Annotated in this window: 10 protein-coding genes and 1 pseudogene; 7 read left to right on the top strand and 4 right to left on the bottom strand. The window is 60.4% G+C overall.

Going from position 1 to position 15,506, the window contains the following annotated elements; translation table 11 throughout:
- The 4 genes and pseudogenes from proY to RDN59_RS08635 form a co-directional block, all read left to right on the top strand.
- Positions 1-216 (top strand): annotated as a pseudogene (proY, locus tag RDN59_RS08650) (proline-specific permease ProY); the annotation flags it as partial.
- A gap of 2 nt (positions 217-218) precedes the next feature.
- Positions 219-1,187, top strand: coding sequence for a formimidoylglutamase (gene hutG, locus RDN59_RS08645; RefSeq protein ID WP_308607483.1), 969 nt, complete (start codon positions 219-221; stop codon positions 1,185-1,187).
- A 33-nt stretch (positions 1,188-1,220) separates the two neighbouring features.
- Positions 1,221-1,613 carry a (deoxy)nucleoside triphosphate pyrophosphohydrolase gene (locus RDN59_RS08640; protein WP_308607482.1) on the top strand — a complete coding sequence of 131 codons (393 nt, stop codon included), beginning with the start codon at positions 1,221-1,223 and terminating at the stop codon, positions 1,611-1,613.
- Positions 1,610-4,726: a DUF3427 domain-containing protein gene (locus RDN59_RS08635; RefSeq protein ID WP_308607481.1), complete on the top strand. Its 3,117-nt coding sequence runs from the start codon at positions 1,610-1,612 to the stop codon at positions 4,724-4,726. The genes RDN59_RS08640 and RDN59_RS08635 overlap by 4 nt, the downstream gene beginning before the upstream one ends.
- 297 nt (positions 4,727-5,023) lie before the next feature.
- Here RDN59_RS08635 and RDN59_RS08630 read toward each other — a convergent pair whose 3' ends face one another.
- The gene (locus tag RDN59_RS08630) at positions 5,024-6,259 is read right to left on the bottom strand and encodes an MFS transporter (protein ID WP_308607480.1); all 1,236 of its coding nucleotides are present in this window, start codon (positions 6,257-6,259) and stop codon (positions 5,024-5,026) included.
- Between the two features lie 106 nt (positions 6,260-6,365).
- On the opposite strand from RDN59_RS08630, the gene RDN59_RS08625 reads away from it, so the two are divergent.
- Complete coding sequence (locus RDN59_RS08625) at positions 6,366-6,893, top strand: hypothetical protein (RefSeq protein ID WP_308607479.1); 528 nt, start codon at positions 6,366-6,368, stop codon at positions 6,891-6,893.
- Positions 6,894-6,943: 50 nt separating this feature from the next.
- Here RDN59_RS08625 and RDN59_RS08620 read toward each other — a convergent pair whose 3' ends face one another.
- The 3 genes from RDN59_RS08620 to RDN59_RS08610 form a co-directional block, all read right to left on the bottom strand.
- Positions 6,944-7,795, bottom strand: coding sequence for a hypothetical protein (locus RDN59_RS08620; protein ID WP_308607478.1), 852 nt, complete (start codon positions 7,793-7,795; stop codon positions 6,944-6,946).
- Positions 7,796-7,870: 75 nt separating this feature from the next.
- Entirely contained in the window at positions 7,871-8,734 is an 864-nt protein-coding gene (locus RDN59_RS08615) for a DNA primase (protein WP_308607477.1), read from the bottom strand.
- A 76-nt stretch (positions 8,735-8,810) separates the two neighbouring features.
- Positions 8,811-10,532: a carboxylesterase/lipase family protein gene (locus RDN59_RS08610; RefSeq protein WP_308607476.1), complete on the bottom strand. Its 1,722-nt coding sequence runs from the start codon at positions 10,530-10,532 to the stop codon at positions 8,811-8,813.
- Positions 10,533-10,647: 115 nt separating this feature from the next.
- On the opposite strand from RDN59_RS08610, the gene RDN59_RS08605 reads away from it, so the two are divergent.
- A complete protein-coding gene (locus RDN59_RS08605; RefSeq protein WP_308607475.1) occupies positions 10,648-11,415 on the top strand; it encodes a hypothetical protein in 768 nt (255 codons plus the stop codon).
- A 153-nt stretch (positions 11,416-11,568) separates the two neighbouring features.
- Positions 11,569-15,300 (top strand): multifunctional oxoglutarate decarboxylase/oxoglutarate dehydrogenase thiamine pyrophosphate-binding subunit/dihydrolipoyllysine-residue succinyltransferase subunit, encoded by a 3,732-nt coding sequence (locus tag RDN59_RS08600; RefSeq protein WP_308607474.1) that lies wholly within the window; start codon positions 11,569-11,571, stop codon positions 15,298-15,300.
- Positions 15,301-15,506 lie beyond the last annotated feature (206 nt).

Below are 15,506 nucleotides of genomic sequence, written 5' to 3'. Positions count from 1 at the left end.
TGGGGCCAATACTTCTCCATCGCCTTCATCATCTTCACTTTTGGCATCATGGTGTGGCAGGAGCAATACCGCCCGGCCCTCGCCACGGGCGTTATCTTCATCCTCCTGATGACCGGCATCTTCTACCTCACCGGCCGCCGCAGCGCCGCCGCGAGCACCCCACAAGAAGCAGACCGGCAAGAAACAAGCACACAAGGAACAGACGCGAAAGGATAACCATGAACACCGTTGATGCCCCCGCCTACTCCCCTGCCCCCGAGTGGTCCGGCCGCTCCGATGGCCCGGGCCCCGAGCATGCGCGGTGGCACAGCGTAGTTCGCCCCCTCGACCTGGAGAACCCCGAAGCCCAACCCGGCGTGGCACTCCTGGGCTTTGCCTCCGACGAGGGCGTAGAACGCAACCATGGCCGCCCCGGCGCGGCTGCGGGCCCAGCTGCCCTGCGCGGCGCCTTGGGTTCCCTGGCGCTGCACCATCCGCATCCGCTTTACGACGCCGGCACGTTCACCACCCAAGGCACCGACCTGGAGGGCTCCCACGAGCGCCTCTCCGATGCGGTGGAGTCACTCTCACGCGCCGGGCATCTGCCTATCATCCTCGGCGGTGGGCACGAGACCGCCTTCGGCTCCCACCGTGGCGTTTTCCGCGCCCAGGGCCTGCTGCAGATCATCAACCTGGACGCGCATTTCGATCTCCGCACCGCGGACGTGCCTACCTCCGGCACCCCGTTTAAGCAGATTTCTGAGCTGGTGGGCCGGGAGGACTTTGACTATTCCGTCCTGGGAATCTCCCGCCCCAACAACACGCCCGTGCTTTTCGACGAAGCCGCCGCCCTCGGTGTCACCGTTGTCCTCGACGAGGATGTGCTCACCATGGATCGCGCCCAGCTGCGCGCAACCATCGACAGCATCTGCTCCGGTGCCAAACCCATCCATCTCTCCATCGACTTGGATGTCCTCCCCGCCAACCAGGCACCGGGTGTCTCCGCCCCCGCTGGCCTCGGCGTGCCCCTGAACATCATCCGTGAACTCGCGCTCACCATCGCCGCCACGGGACGCCTCGCGCTTGTCGACGTCGTCGAGCTCAATCCCCAATTCGACACCGACAGCCACACCGCCAAGCTGGCCGCGCGGTTGATTGATGACATTGTGACGGCGCATTTTGTTGCTACCACAGGAGCGAATTCCTAGATAAGACGCCGGCCAGCCGGCATACTAGTGCCCATGAGTTCACCGATTCGCGTCGTCGGAGCCGTCTTTGTTGACGGCAATCGTTTCCTGGCCTGCCGCAAAGCTCCAGGAAAGTCACTAGCCGGCATGTGGGAGTTTCCGGGCGGCAAGATTGAAGATGGCGAGACACCGGAACAGGCTCTCGCGCGTGAAATCAGGGAAGAGCTTTCCGTAACCGCAACCGTAGGTGACAAGGTCACCGCGACCGTGCATGAGTACGATTTCGCCACCATCGAACTCACTACGTTCCTGTGCACCAAGGAGTCCGGGGAACTCGTTCTTAGTGATCACGATGCCACCCGTTGGGTCACCCCTACTGAGGCCCGGGAACTCGGCTGGGCCCCTGCTGATATCCCCGCCGTCGAACTGCTTTCTTCGCGCCTATGAGTTCCGAGTCCATTCTGCCGTTTGGCATCTACGAAACCCCAGTCACCGCCCGGATCCAGGAACGAATCGAGGAAACCAAGCGGGCTCGGCCCACGGCAGCAACCGGCATCGCCCACGGTTCCAATAAGGATGTCAATCCCCGGTTCGCCGCGGCAGTGTCCCAGCATTTTGCCAAGGTCCTCGAACACAAGCTCACAGAGCTGACGAAGCCCGAGGAGCGCGTGGCCCTCATCAATGGACTCGCACAGCACCTCGGGGAAGATGAGTCCATTTCTGCGGAACAGCTGCTCTATGCCATCTATCGAACAGAACTCGAAGAGGCTCCAGAGCTTCCGGAAGTCTCGCTCAACGCCAGTGCTTTGTTCACCAATAGCGTGGACGACACCAATATGTCAGTCGAGATTGCCCGCGAGATCCGCACTGCGGACTCCGTCGATCTGCTGTGCGCTTTCATCAAGAGTTCGGGAATTGCGGTCATCAGCGATCAACTGGAATACCTCAGGGATCATCAGATCCCACTGCGCGTTATTACTTCTACGTACTGCGGGGCGACCGAGGCCGCCGCCGTGCGTCGTCTCGTGGAGGACTATAACGCTGAGGTCCGGATTTGCTATGAGCACAAGACCACTCGCCTGCATGCCAAGGCCTGGCTCTTCCGCCGCCAGTCTGGGTTCGACACCGCGTTTATCGGTAGCTCAAACCTTTCGCGCTCGGCGCTTGTCGACGGCTGGGAATGGAACGTCCGCGGCTCTCGTTCCTCCACTCCGGAGATCATCGAAAAGTTCATCAAGACCTTCGATAGCTACTGGTACGACACTCACTTCAAAGCATTTGACCCCGACCAAGACTACGAGCGGCTCGTAAACGCGCTCGGCAGCGCCAAATTCCTCGAATCAAAGCCCGGTGAAAAGCTCGAGCTCTCAGGCCTTCGCGTCGAGCCCTACCCCTACCAGGAGGAGATGCTCGAAGCTTTAGATTCCGAGCGCGAAGTCCACGATCGCCACCGCAACCTCCTCATTGCCGCCACCGGTACAGGAAAGACTGTTGTGGCAGCACTGGACTACCGCCGCCTATGCGAGAAGCTAGGGCGCAGGCCACGATTGCTGTTCATTGCGCACCGGCGCGAGATTCTTACCCAGGCCCAGCGAACCTACCGCGAGGTTCTTCGCACTTCTGGTTTCGGTGAGCTCCTCGTCGGTGGTGAGCAACCCGCCGAGTGGAACCATGTCTTCGCCAGCATCCAGTCTCTACATGGGAAGCGCCTGGCCCAGATTGCGCCGGATCACTTTGAGGTCGTCGTCATCGATGAGTTCCACCACGCCGAGGCTTCGACCTACCGGACAGTACTCGACTACCTGCAACCACGCGAGCTCTTGGGGCTAACGGCCACACCGGAGCGCGGTGACGGCGAAAACGTGCAGAAGTATTTCGACTACCGCGTGGCCCATGAACTCCGCCTCTGGGATGCGTTACGCCTACAGCTCCTTGCGCCCTTGCACTACTACGGGGTCGACGATGATACGGACCTGACGAGTCTGACTTGGAACCGCGGGAAGAAGGACTACCAGACTGCGGAGCTAAGCGAGTTCTATATCAAGGCCGGTGAGAAGCGCACCAGGTTCATCATCAATGAGCTCAACCGCCGTATCTTCGACCTCTCCGATATGAAGGCCCTTGGCTTCTGCGTCTCCATCGCCCACGCCGAATACATGGCCGAGCAATTCAACCTTTTCGGCATCCCCGCCCAAGCAGTAAGCAGCAAGCTCAGTGTTGATGAGCGTCGACGTGCCATTCAGCAGCTTCGCGAAGGCGCCATCAGCATCATCTTTGCGGTCGATATTTTCAACGAGGGCGTGGACATTCCCGAGGTCAACACGCTGCTGCTTCTGCGCCCGACGCAGAGCCCAGTGCTCTTTGTCCAACAATTGGGCCGCGGTTTACGCCTCCACGAGAGAAAAAATTCTTGCACTGTCTTTGATTTCCTGGGGGTCCAGCACGAAGAATTCGATTTCGAAGAACGATTCAAGGTCCTGACTGCCGCGCGCGGAAAGAACCTAGCCAAGGAGGTGGAGCAGGGCTTCCCCACTGCCCCACCGGGCTCCAACATCACTTTGGACCGCGTGACTACCGAGCGTGTCTTGAAGAACATCAAGCGCTTGGCCCGTAACTCCATCAAGAAGATACGAGCACTCATTACTGACTACGGCACGACCGACCTCGCTGGTTTCATCAATAGTTCCGGCGTTCCAGTGGAAGACCTCTACCGCCGCAAGGGTATTACGTGGACCACGCTGCTGCGCGACGAAGAACTGTTGCCCTCCGCCCCCGCGAATGAACACGAGGAGTTTCTTCTCAGCCGAATCCGCGTGCTACTGCACATCAATGACCCGAACCGCGTAGCGGCCTACAGTCTTCTTATTTCTCCGGATGGGCCCAACGAGAAAGACATGACTCCCGAGCAAACCCGATATGCCACCATGCTCGTGCTGGCTCTGTGGGCAAATTCAAATACGACGGTGCCGGAATCCCTCGATGAGGCCCTGCGTATCATCCGGGCCTGTCCTTCCTTCGTCGCTGAGGTTACTCAGGTCATGCAGCTCACGCTCGACCGGTCCCGCGTCATCCCGGAGAAATCAACGAATAGCGTCTTAGAAACTCACGCGGACTACAGTCTTGCCGAACTGGTCGGGGCATTGGACGATGGCCCGTTGCGCAAGCTCGCAAACTTGCCACGTGAGGGCGTACGCCGCTTCGATGCCTCCAACACTGATCTCTTCCTCGTCACATTCCAGAAGGATGAAAACGTCAGTGCCTCGACGAACTACCGCGATTATCCGCTGTCGCCAGATCGTTTGCACTGGGAGTCCCAATCCACCACGTCCCTCAAGTCCGCAATGGCCCGACGCTACATCCATCACCACGAACTCAACGGCAACATCATCATCGCTACGCGTTTTACTAAGCGGAACAAAGTCGACACGGCGTCGGCGTATACCTTCTTGGGCAACGTCGATTACGTCACGCACCGAGGCGAGAAACCCATCCAGTTTGAATGGAGCCTTCGCCGCGATATGCCTAAGCAGCTCTACGCCGCCGGGCGCACTGTGGCTTAAACCTCAATGATGGTCAGGCTATGAAGTTGACGCCATTACCACCATAAATTAAAATTTTCTTAGCAGATTAAGAAAAGATTAGTCTCTGATGCCTTGGTGCAGAAGTGTGGAGGACGGTCATGGGAGCCGCGAGCGAGCGTAGCCGGAAGAGGTGGAGCCGCCCAGAAAACGGTTCTGGAACTTCCATCTATGGCTTTACGCGTTTTCGGGAGCGCAGCTTCAAAACCGGCACCACCCCTCGCTGGGCTGCGTGCAGCAAGAAAGCGCGCCGTACTCGCTAGAGCCACACCTTTTAACTTAACGCCGCGAACGGTAGCGGCGGCGCAGACCCCGCAGGATACCCTTCCTCTCCCCCAGGGTGTCGCGACCAAATATCCACGCCACAACGCCAGCCATGGCGACAACCACGCAGAAGCCAAAGGCTGCTTCAAATCCGTACCTATCCGCCAGGAGACCAATGACGATAGGGCCGAGGATTTGCCCGAAATCGCCTGCCATCTGAAATGTCGACAGTACCTGGCCACCCGAGCGCTGGGAACCAACAATGTCTGCCACAGCCGCCTGCTGCGACGGGGCGATAAGGCCCGAAGCCGCGCCGGACAGGGCGGAGAGGATAAGCAGGGAGACGATGTTCGTCGCCAAGCCCAGTGTTCCAACGAACAAGGCAGACCCCACGAGACCCGCCACAATGAGTGGACGGCGCCCCACGCGGTCAGACCAAGAACCCGAGAACTGCAAGACGACGGCATTGCCCGCAGCAAAGACCGCCAGTGCGATACCCGACGCGGATGCGCCGTTGGCAAAGATCGCAGCGGCAAACAGCGGTAGGACAGCTACGCGCACGCCCATGTTGATCCAGCCTTGGGCGAAGTTTGAGGTCAGCACTGCACGGAAGGCAGTATCCGCCCAGGCTTCCTCCAAACGCATCGGCGGGAGGCTGCGTCGGCTCTCATCGGCCTTGGACACAGGCGGCATGAGGCTCCACACGACGAGCGCCGCAATCGCCACACCGACGCCGTAGATGAAGAAGGGCCAGCGGAAGCCCAGGAAGGAAAGGCTCGCGCCCACGAGCGGGCCAATGACGTTACCGAGGAGGAAGGAAGTGGCATAGGTGGCCGAACAGCGCCCCCGGATGCTGGGTGGGGCGAGGCGCACGATGAGCCCCATAGCCGCGACGGTGAACATCGTCGAACCAATGCCAGCGATAGTGCGCAAGGCGACAATTTGCCAGTACTCCTGCGCCACGCCCACGAGGCCGGTGGTGACCGCCACGGTAAGTAATCCCGTCACATACACCCTGCGCGTACCTACGCGGTCGATGAGAAAGCCCGCAGCGGGGGCAAAGATGAGACGGCTGGCAGAAAAGACTGAGACAACCAGACCGGCCGCGGCCATCGAGACATCGAAGCTGACGATGAACTGCGGCAGCAGCGGCGCGATGAGACCGTAGCCTAAGGCAATGATGAACCCGGCGGCGACCATGACCCAGATTTCCCGCGGGATTTTAACCTGCGGTGCTGCAGTATTTTTCATATCGCCACTCACTGTAGCCCATCACGTCAAATGGCTGAACGTTTGCTCGAACCTCTGTTCGAATCCGTGTGCGGTGATGTCCGTTCCGACTCCTAGTGTGTGGGCCATGAAGAACTACAGCAGCATTCACCAGTCCGTTCAGCCCCCTTTCCCGGCCGACGTGAGCACGAGCGAACTCACCACTGAGATCCTCTACCACCACCATGACACTCTTCGCTCCATCGAAAGCATCATCCGCCACCCGCGCTCGCTCGCGCGACCCACGCCGCAGTGGCGGCCACCATCCAAGATGTTGCCACCAGTAGACATACAGGGTGGTGAATCACTACCACTGACCTTTACTGTCTCGCGCCACCGCGTGGGTGAGCGCGCCAAGGCTCGCGTGTTGGGCTACGGCGAAAAGCGAGTGCCGTCCTATCTCATTACGGTGCGCATCACCGACCCCACCGGCCGCCCGGTTTCCCCTTCGTTGGCGGAAGCATGGGTGCGGGCCCTAGTCCCAGAGGAGCTCGTCTCCGCGGTGCATGAGATTTCCAGCAGTAGCGCGGCCACATTTGTGTGGCTGGTGGATAGCACTTATACCCCGGTGCATTCACCGCTATCGCTCTTCGAAGGCTTCAGCCAGGCGGCGTAATGTGCACCCTCCGCAGTGCGTGAGGCCCTGCATCGAGTGCTATACGCCTGCTAGAAGTAGCGCTGTATGCGGTCGAAAAAGCTGCGGGGCGGCTCTTCTTCAAGCGAAAGCGAGAACCGATCCTCCGTTAACACGCGGCCGAGAGCCGGGCGTGTCTCCGGAAAATCATAGAGGCGACGGATCGCCTGCGGCGCCAAGCGAATGGAAAAGCAGACCACGAGCACCGTAAACGTCTTATCAATGATGTCGGAGCTCAAGGTTTGCACTAGGACTGCTAGGCGCTCGTCGCGCAGAATCAGCTCCAGCAATGCCATGAACTGGAGGGGCCCGCGCTGCTCGTACTCAGCTGGAAGGAGCAAGGTCGACATAGCGGATAGTAGCCCGGCAACCACGCCTACCCCGGTTCCGGCGAGCATCATGGGCACCATCCGCTTAAACACTCCACGGCGCGCTAGCCAGCCAAACAGGTAAGCCACCACCACCGCGGTCGGCAGATAGACCAAGAGCAGCGGGTTGTTGATGCTGGCCAGGCACGCGCTCAAGACTGACGTGCCCATTCCTAAGACGGGGCCATAGACGATTGCTATAAACGCTGTGCCCATCATGTCAAGGTACAAGGGGATGTTGACGTTGAAAATCAGCGATGACAACAGCAGGTTTGCCGCCACCGCCAGCAGTGGGTTGATAAGCGCGTGGTTCCCTAAGGATCGCCACTGCGCGGCAATGAACAGCAATGCTCCCAGCAAACTCAGGCACCATGCACCGGTTGATAAGACGGAATCGAAGACAAAGCCTGTGCGGCCGTAATTCGGGTCCAGCGTCAGAATCCAGGCCAGGCACAAGCACGCTAGAGCGAATCCAACACACAGACGTTGGCTGTGCGATGCCTTGTTATCCGGCATTGGCTGCGGCTGCTCCTCTTCGAAGTCGAGAAATAATACCCGCTTACCCTACCGTAGAAGCTCGGTGTCGTCTGATTAGTCTGATTCGTTGTCTTCTTCGACCTCTTCGACGTCCCCGTCGTAGTCTTCGTCCTCGTCATCGTCGAAGAGAACGTCGTCCTCATCCTCGTCGTCGGCGCCGAAGATGTCATAGACCTCCGGCTCGTCGAAGTCATCGTCATCGATGCTCACCAGCTGTGCTTCCCAATCTAAGGCTTGATCGGAGACCAAGCTGAGCACATCAAAGAGGCGGTCGAAGTCGGTGTAGGTACCCAGTTCGAGTGCCTCGGCGGGAACCTCGATGATGGGGGCTAGCCCGCCATCCTCGTCTTCTGCGTCACCAAAGATGGCAACGCGCTCTTCCTCGCTGATGGCCTCCGGGCTGTCGATTTCCCAGAGCTTGCTGATCGCCTCATCCTCCAGTTCGTCGAGTTCTTCCTCATCAAAGTCAAAGGAGAGGAAGCGCACGACCGCGCTCGGAACGCCATCAATGGTTTCCACCAGCACGCGCAGCTCGGAGTCGTTGGCCACCTCCGCTACGACGAGGTTCGGGTTGAACTCATCTTGGAGAAACTCCAACTCGGCGATGCGTTCATCGGTTCCTTCCAGCAGGTCACGCAGCACCGTCACCACTTGGTCGGTGGCGATGTGACGCGACACGGCCTCAACTGCATCCTCGACGGAGAACGCCACGGACACCAAAACGGCCTCGAAGTCTTCATCATCTTCATCCACATCGGCCGCGGCAATGTAGACGTTGGCTGCCGGCAGGATGGGGTCAATTTCCACAAACTGGATTTCCAAATCGGAGGTGATGGGCACGAACATCACATCGTCGTTGACGCGGGACTCAATGCCCTCCCCGTCCAGCGCAGAGGCGATATCTTCAAAAAAGCTCATGTGATTAACATCCGTCCATGTGGGAGTCTCACCCGGGCTGCTGCCAAGGCCCCACACATCTTACCTGCGTTCTCCTTCAATAGCTCTGTTCATCGAGCAGGAATCCCAGTTCCTTCAGAATCTCCGGGCGCCCAGTCCCCCACTCCAACATGTCGTAGGCCTCCCATGCTTGGCGACGCCCCTCCATCGGCGCCTCCTCCACGCGCGGCTCCACATCGAAAACCATGGTCGAGCGCTGCGGCGCGCGGTATTGCGGCCAGTTGTCTAGAGGGGCACCGCCCCGAATGAACTCGCCCCACTGCGCCTGCATGGCCTCAGTTACGTCCTCCATCTCGGAGGGCTTGGCAATGCTGTTCAGGAAGGAGACGCGCGACGCCCCTGGGTCACCAAAGATATTGGAAAGCTCCATCGAGTGCATCGCCCCCAAGCCCAACCAGCGCAGCGCCGCCGGCGCGAAGTCGAAACGGTACATCCACGTCGGATAGCGCCGTGCGTGTTCGGAGGCCACGCGGACGGTAGGGGCCCAAAAGAGGGCGTCGGTCAGCAAATCCCCAAAGTCGCGGCGTGAGACCGCACCGCCGTATGCAGCGATGACATCCGGCGCGCTTTCCGGATCAAAGGAAGCAAGAAGTCGGAGGGCCGCGCGCTCTCGGGCGCTCTGGCGTTGGAAGAGGAACTTACCAAAGCTGGCCTCACCTGAGTTGGTGCCCACCAGCAGCGGCACCGGGTGTTGGTTGCCGTCCTCAAAAGCTTCGATGGGATGTTGCAGGATGAGGTCACCGTCGACAGTCGGCGCGTAGCAGGAGTTCAGGTACAGCAACTCGCCCGCGCGCCACATCATGGACTGACCGGAGCGCACCAGGTCCGCGAAGTCCTCGCGGCGCAGATCATCTGCGGTGGTATCGCGCGGCAAAGCCATTTTGTGAACCAGCTCGCGGGCCCAAAACACTGACTGCGCCCGCGAATGAATCATGCCTATCGGCGGTGACTGCGCAATCGCGCGGTGGAACAGACCTTCCGCGCGCGGCACAGCCATGAGAGTCAGGACCGCTGCGCCGCCGGCGGATTCGCCCATGAGCGTGACGTTATCTGGGTCCCCGCCGAAGGCCGCGATATTATCGCGCACCCATTCCAGCGCTAAGACCTGATCCGCCACGGCCGGGTTGGCGCAGGCCTCACCGCCAAGACTGCGGACGTCAAGGTAGCCCAAGGCGCCTAAGCGGAAATTCACCGAAACATAGACCACTCCCATCTGGGCTGCGAACTCGAAGCCGCGCAGCATCAGCATGTGGGAGGAACCCACAATGAAACTGCCGCCGTGCAGATACACCACGACGGGCAGCTTCTCCGCTTCCTGAGAACCCGACGGTGCATCGGGCCCACCAGTCTGGTGCGGCCGAACGACATCGAGGGTCAAGCAATCCTCCGCGCCCTCGATGCGATCCGTCCAGGAATAGACCGGTTGCGGGGCCACGTGCCCGAACTCGCGGCAATCCCGGATCCCTTCCCACGCCGAGGCAGGCCGCGGCTCCATGAAGCGGTTAGCCCCGGATGTATCAGCGCCGAAAGGGATGCCACGCCACGAGCGCACCGGCGCGGAAATCGGGCGGTCCGGGCGCAAGTCCTCTTCAATACAACCGCGTACCCAACCTCCTGTGGTGAGTACCGTGAGGTCGTCGGCAAGCGCGGTGCGTGCCGCCTCCTGCGCGGCGCGGGCACGGGCATGAAGGGATTCGGCAAGCAAGCGCGCCGCTGCTGCGCTGACCTCACGCGAGGGGGAAGGCTCGAACTCGCTCATGCTTCATACCCTAGTGCGCCACCCTGCTAGCGCGCTGAACAATACGTTTTCGATACGGTGGTAAACATACTGTTCAAATTCACACGCAGTTTTAGTAAAGAAGTTAGGTGAGACAATGTTGGACAAGGTCTTTGGCAAGGACAGCAAAGATAAAGCAGTCAGTCGCCGGGAAGGATCGGTCGATCAAACCGGCTCCGCAGAGGCCGTGGGCACCTTGGAGGTGGATGAGACCAACCGCATTACCAAAGGATTCCTGGGGGCCATCGACAAGATCGTTTCTGTCCAGTCCTCCGTCATCATCAACTATGTTGAGGGCGTAAAGAAGCGCAACCCCAACGCCAGCCCGGCGGAGCTGCAAGAGCTCATCGACAAGCACTTCATGAACATCATCACCGGTACGGGTGCTGCCGCGGGCGCATCCGCGGCTATTCCTGGCATCGGCCTGGTCACCGGCGCGGCCACTATCGGTGCGGAATCCTTGGTCTTCCTCGAGGCCGCAGCCTGGTACATCCTGGCTTCCGCACACCTGCGCGGTGACAACATCCGGGACAAGGAACGCCGCCGCGCCCTGGTCCTGGTGGTACTCACTGGCTCCCAGGGCAGCGCATTGGTCGATACCTTTGTGGGTGATGCAACCTCGCTCTCCGGCGTCACCTCCGCTGCTACTCTTTCGCGCTTCTCCGGCCCCACCCTCAGCGGTCTCAACGGCCGTCTGACCAAGCTGTTTATGAAGCAGGCCACCAAGAAGCTCAAGTGGGCATGGGTATCCAAACTGCTGCCGATGGGTGTAGGCGCGGTGCTGGGAACGACCGCCAACCGTAAATTGGGACGCCAAGTCATCAACCATGCGGGTACCCAGCTCTCCCCCCTGCAGGGGGAATAAAAGGGGCGAAACCCGCCCAGGGTAGTGAGCAAACTTACAAGGGCCGTATCATAAGAGGAGACACTTTTCGGGGTGCCTTTCGCACCCGTGGATTGGCCTACTAGAGTCGAACAAAGACAAACTTAGAAGCACAGAAAGAGGCGAGCATCTGCCGTGAGCAACTCGAGCATCTATGGCCCGAATGCGTGGCTGATTGACGAACAGTTTCAGCAGTACTCAAAGGACCCGAACTCCGTAGACAAGGAGTGGCGCGAGTACTTTGAAGCCAACGGGGCACCAAAGTCGGCCGCACAATCCAAGGCTGCGGACGCTCAGTCCAGCACCCCCGCTAAGAAGAAGGACGCGGCGCAATCCGCGCCGAAGAAGGCCCAGGCCGAGGAGAAGTCTTCTGCTGTTCCGGGTGCCAAGGCACCGAGCGATTCCAAGGCTTCCGCTAAGGCGAAGAAGGCTGAGAAGAAGTCCGAATCCCCACTGGACCGCATCAAGGACGCACCGGAGCCGGGTTCCCGCGTACTCAAGGGCATGTTTAAGGCCATTGCCAAGAACATGGACGAGTCCCTGGAGATCCCCACCGCTACCACCGTGCGTGACCTCCCGGTCAAGCTCATGTGGGAAAACCGCGCGATGATCAACGATCACCTCAAGCGCACCCGCGGCGGCAAGATCTCCTTCACGCACATCTTGGGCTACGCACTGGTGAAGGCCGTTCAGATCCACCCGGACATGAACGTGCGCTACGAAGTCCAGGACGGCAAGCCCACCGTCGTACAGCCGGAGCACATCAACCTGGGTCTGGCCATCGACCTTCCGCAGAAGGATGGCTCCCGCGCCCTCGTCGTGGCCGCCATCAAGGAAGCGGAGAACAAGACCTTCTCCGAGTTCATCGATGCCTACCAGGACATCGTTGACCGCTCCCGCAAGAACAAGCTGACGATGGATGACTTCTCCGGCGTCACCATCAACCTGACCAACCCCGGTGGCATTGGCACCCGACACTCCATTGCCCGCCTGACCAAGGGCTCCGGCTCCATCATCGGTGTGGGTTCCATGGACTACCCGGCTGAGTTCGCCGGCACCTCTGCGGACCGCTTGGCAGACCTCGGCGTCGGCCGCCTAGTTACCCTGACCTCCACCTATGACCACCGCGTCATTCAGGGCGCGGAGTCTGGTGAGTTCCTGCGCACCGTGGGTCAGCTGATTCTGGACGATGCTTTCTGGGACGAGCTCTTCGAGTCCATGGGTGTTCCCTACCAGCCCTTCCGCTGGGCTGCCGACGTACCGAACACGGGCGTCGATAAGAACACGCGCGTCATGCAGTACATCGAGGCCTACCGTTCCCGTGGCCACCTGCTCGCGGACATCAACCCGCTGGGTTGGAAGCAGCCGGGCCTGCCCTGGCCGGATCACCGCGACCTCGACCTGGCTACCCACGGCCTGACCATCTGGGATCTCGACCGCACCTTCAACGTCGGCGGTTTCGGTGGCAAGGAGACCATGACGCTGCGCGAGGTGGTTACCCGCCTGCGCTCCGCCTACACCCTCAAGGTTGGCTCCGAGTACGCCCACATCCTCGACCGCGATGAGCGCGGCTGGCTGCAGGAGCAGATTGAGGCCGGCATGCCGAAGCCAACCAACTCTGAACAGAAGTACATCCTGCAGAAGGTCAATGCCGCTGAGGCTTTCGAGAACTTCCTGCAGACCAAGTATGTGGGCCAGAAGCGCTTCTCCCTAGAGGGTGCTGAGTCCCTTATCGCATTGCTGGATTCCATCGTGGACACCGCGGCCGGCCAGGACCTCGACGAGGTTGTTATCGGCATGCCGCACCGCGGTCGCCTCAACGTCCTCTTCAACATCGTGGGCAAGCCGCTGGCAGATATCTTCGGTGAGTTTGACGGCAACTACAAGGGTGGCCAGATGGGCGGCTCCGGTGACGTGAAGTACCACCTGGGTGCCGAGGGCGAGCACCTGCAGATGTTCGGTGACGGTGAAATCAAGGTCACCTTGGCTGCTAACCCGTCTCACCTCGAGGCTGTCGACCCGGTCATGGAAGGTATCGCACGCGCCAAGCAGGACATCCTGGACAAGGGTGCTGAAGGCCACACTGTTGTGCCGATCATGATGCACGGCGATGCATCATTCACCGGTCTGGGCGTGGTCCAGGAGACCATTAACCTTTCTCAGCTGCGTGGCTACACCACCGGCGGCACCGTCCACGTGGTGGTCAACAACCAGGTGGGCTTCACCACCACCCCGGATTCCGGCCGCTCCACGCACTACGCCACCGACTTGGCCAAGGGCTTCGACTGCCCAGTCTTCCACGTCAATGGCGATAACCCGGAGGCTGTTGTGTGGGTGGGCAAGCTGGCCACCGAGTACCGCCGCCGCTTTGGCAAGGACGTCTTCATCGACCTCGTTTGCTACCGCCTGCGCGGCCACAACGAGGCCGATGACCCGTCCATGACCCAGCCACGTCTCTACGACATCATCGATGACCACAAGTCCGTCCGTGAGCGCTACACCGAGGAGCTCATCGGCCGCGGTGACCTCTCCGATGAAGAAGCTGAGGCAGCTGCACGCGACTTCCACGACCAGATGGAGTCCGTCTTCGCCGACCACAAGAAGGCTGAGGAAGCTGGCCCGAAGGAGCAGACTGGCATCACCTCCTCCCAGGAGCTGACCCGTGGTCTGGATACCTCCATTACCGCCGAAGAGATCGCCGAGATTGGTGACGCCTACGGCAACCCGCCGGAGGGCTTCGAGTACCACAAGCGCGTGGCCAAGGTGGCCAAGGAGCGCCAGAAGTCCTCGCGTGAGGGCGGCATCGACTGGGGCTGGGGCGAGCTCATCGCCTTCGGTTCCCTGGCTAACTCCGGCAAGGTCGTGCGCCTGGCCGGTGAGGATTCTCGCCGCGGTACTTTCACCCAGCGCCACGCGGTGGCCTTCGACCCGCGCACGGGTGAGGAGCACAACCCGATTGCTCAGCTGGCTTCGTCCAAGGGCAATGGCGGTAAGTTCATGGTCTACAACTCGGCCCTGACCGAATACGCCGGCATGGGCTATGAGTACGGCTACACCGTGGGTAACCCGGATGCCGTGGTGGCCTGGGAGGCACAGTTCGGTGACTTCGCCAACGGTGCGCAGACCATCATCGATGAGTATGTCTCCTCCGGTGAGGCCAAGTGGGGCCAGCTCTCCAGCTTGATCCTGCTGCTGCCGCACGGCTACGAGGGCCAGGGCCCGGACCACTCCTCCGCACGCATCGAGCGCTTCCTGCAGCTGTGCGCTGAGGGCTCCATGACCGTGGCTCAGCCTTCCACCCCGGCTAACCACTTCCACCTGCTACGCCGCCAGGCTCTTGGTGAGATGAAGCGCCCGCTGGTGGTCTTCACCCCGAAGTCCATGCTGCGTAACAAGGCCGCGACCTCCTCTGTGGAGGACTTCACTGAGGTCAAGAAGTTCCAGTCCGTCATCAACGACCCGAATTTCGTAGACATCAACGGTAAGAAGGTCGGCGATACTGACAAGGTCAAGACCATCATGCTGGTCTCCGGCAAGCTCTACTGGGAGCTGGCTAAGAAGAAGGAAGCCGATGGCCGCGATGACATCGCCATCGTGCGCGTGGAGATGCTCCACCCGATTCCGTTCAACCGCCTGCGTGAGGCTTTCGAGGCTTACCCGAACGCAACGCAGATTCGCTTCGTGCAGGACGAGCCTGCCAACCAGGGCCCGTGGCCGTTCTACAACGAGCACCTGCGTGAGCTCATCCCGGATATGCCGGAGATGGTCCGCGTATCCCGCCGCTCGCAGTCCTCGACTGCAACCGGCAACGCAAAGGTTCACCAGATTGAGCAGAAGAACCTGCTGGAGGAAGCCTTCGACATCTAAAGGTATTCCGCCCCTAGGCGCAAGCGCATAGCGCCTCTTAAGGCCCCGGCCACCACGAACTCACAACGAGCGTGGTGGCCGGGGCTTTTTCGTACCAGCAGCCGGCAGCACGGAGGACGGCACAGCCAAGGCCCCGTGCCCTGGCTTCCAGATGCGTCCCTGTCCTAACCAAAGAAACTCACCCATCGAAAACCTGTTCAGAAGAC

It is taken from the genome of uncultured Corynebacterium sp. (assembly GCF_902489365.1).
In the GTDB taxonomy this organism is placed as follows: domain Bacteria; phylum Actinomycetota; class Actinomycetes; order Mycobacteriales; family Mycobacteriaceae; genus Corynebacterium.
The sequence above is the reverse complement of the archived record's forward strand: the minus strand, read 5'-3'. Positions and strand labels throughout refer to the sequence as shown.

What these genes read in the sequence shown, in the direction of transcription:
- hutG (WP_308607483.1), top strand. Translation starts at nt 219, where the DNA reads ATGAACACCGTTGATGCCCCCGCCTACTCCCCTGCCCCCGAGTGGTCC.
- RDN59_RS08630 (WP_308607480.1), bottom strand. Translation starts at nt 6,259, where the DNA reads ATGAAAAATACTGCAGCACCGCAGGTTAAAATCCCGCGGGAAATCTGG.
- RDN59_RS08625 (WP_308607479.1), top strand. Translation starts at nt 6,366, where the DNA reads ATGAAGAACTACAGCAGCATTCACCAGTCCGTTCAGCCCCCTTTCCCG.
- RDN59_RS08615 (WP_308607477.1), bottom strand. Translation starts at nt 8,734, where the DNA reads ATGAGCTTTTTTGAAGATATCGCCTCTGCGCTGGACGGGGAGGGCATT.
- RDN59_RS08635 (WP_308607481.1), top strand. Translation starts at nt 1,610, where the DNA reads ATGAGTTCCGAGTCCATTCTGCCGTTTGGCATCTACGAAACCCCAGTC.
- RDN59_RS08605 (WP_308607475.1), top strand. Translation starts at nt 10,648, where the DNA reads ATGTTGGACAAGGTCTTTGGCAAGGACAGCAAAGATAAAGCAGTCAGT.
- RDN59_RS08620 (WP_308607478.1), bottom strand. Translation starts at nt 7,795, where the DNA reads ATGCCGGATAACAAGGCATCGCACAGCCAACGTCTGTGTGTTGGATTC.
- RDN59_RS08610 (WP_308607476.1), bottom strand. Translation starts at nt 10,532, where the DNA reads ATGAGCGAGTTCGAGCCTTCCCCCTCGCGTGAGGTCAGCGCAGCAGCG.
- RDN59_RS08640 (WP_308607482.1), top strand. Translation starts at nt 1,221, where the DNA reads ATGAGTTCACCGATTCGCGTCGTCGGAGCCGTCTTTGTTGACGGCAAT.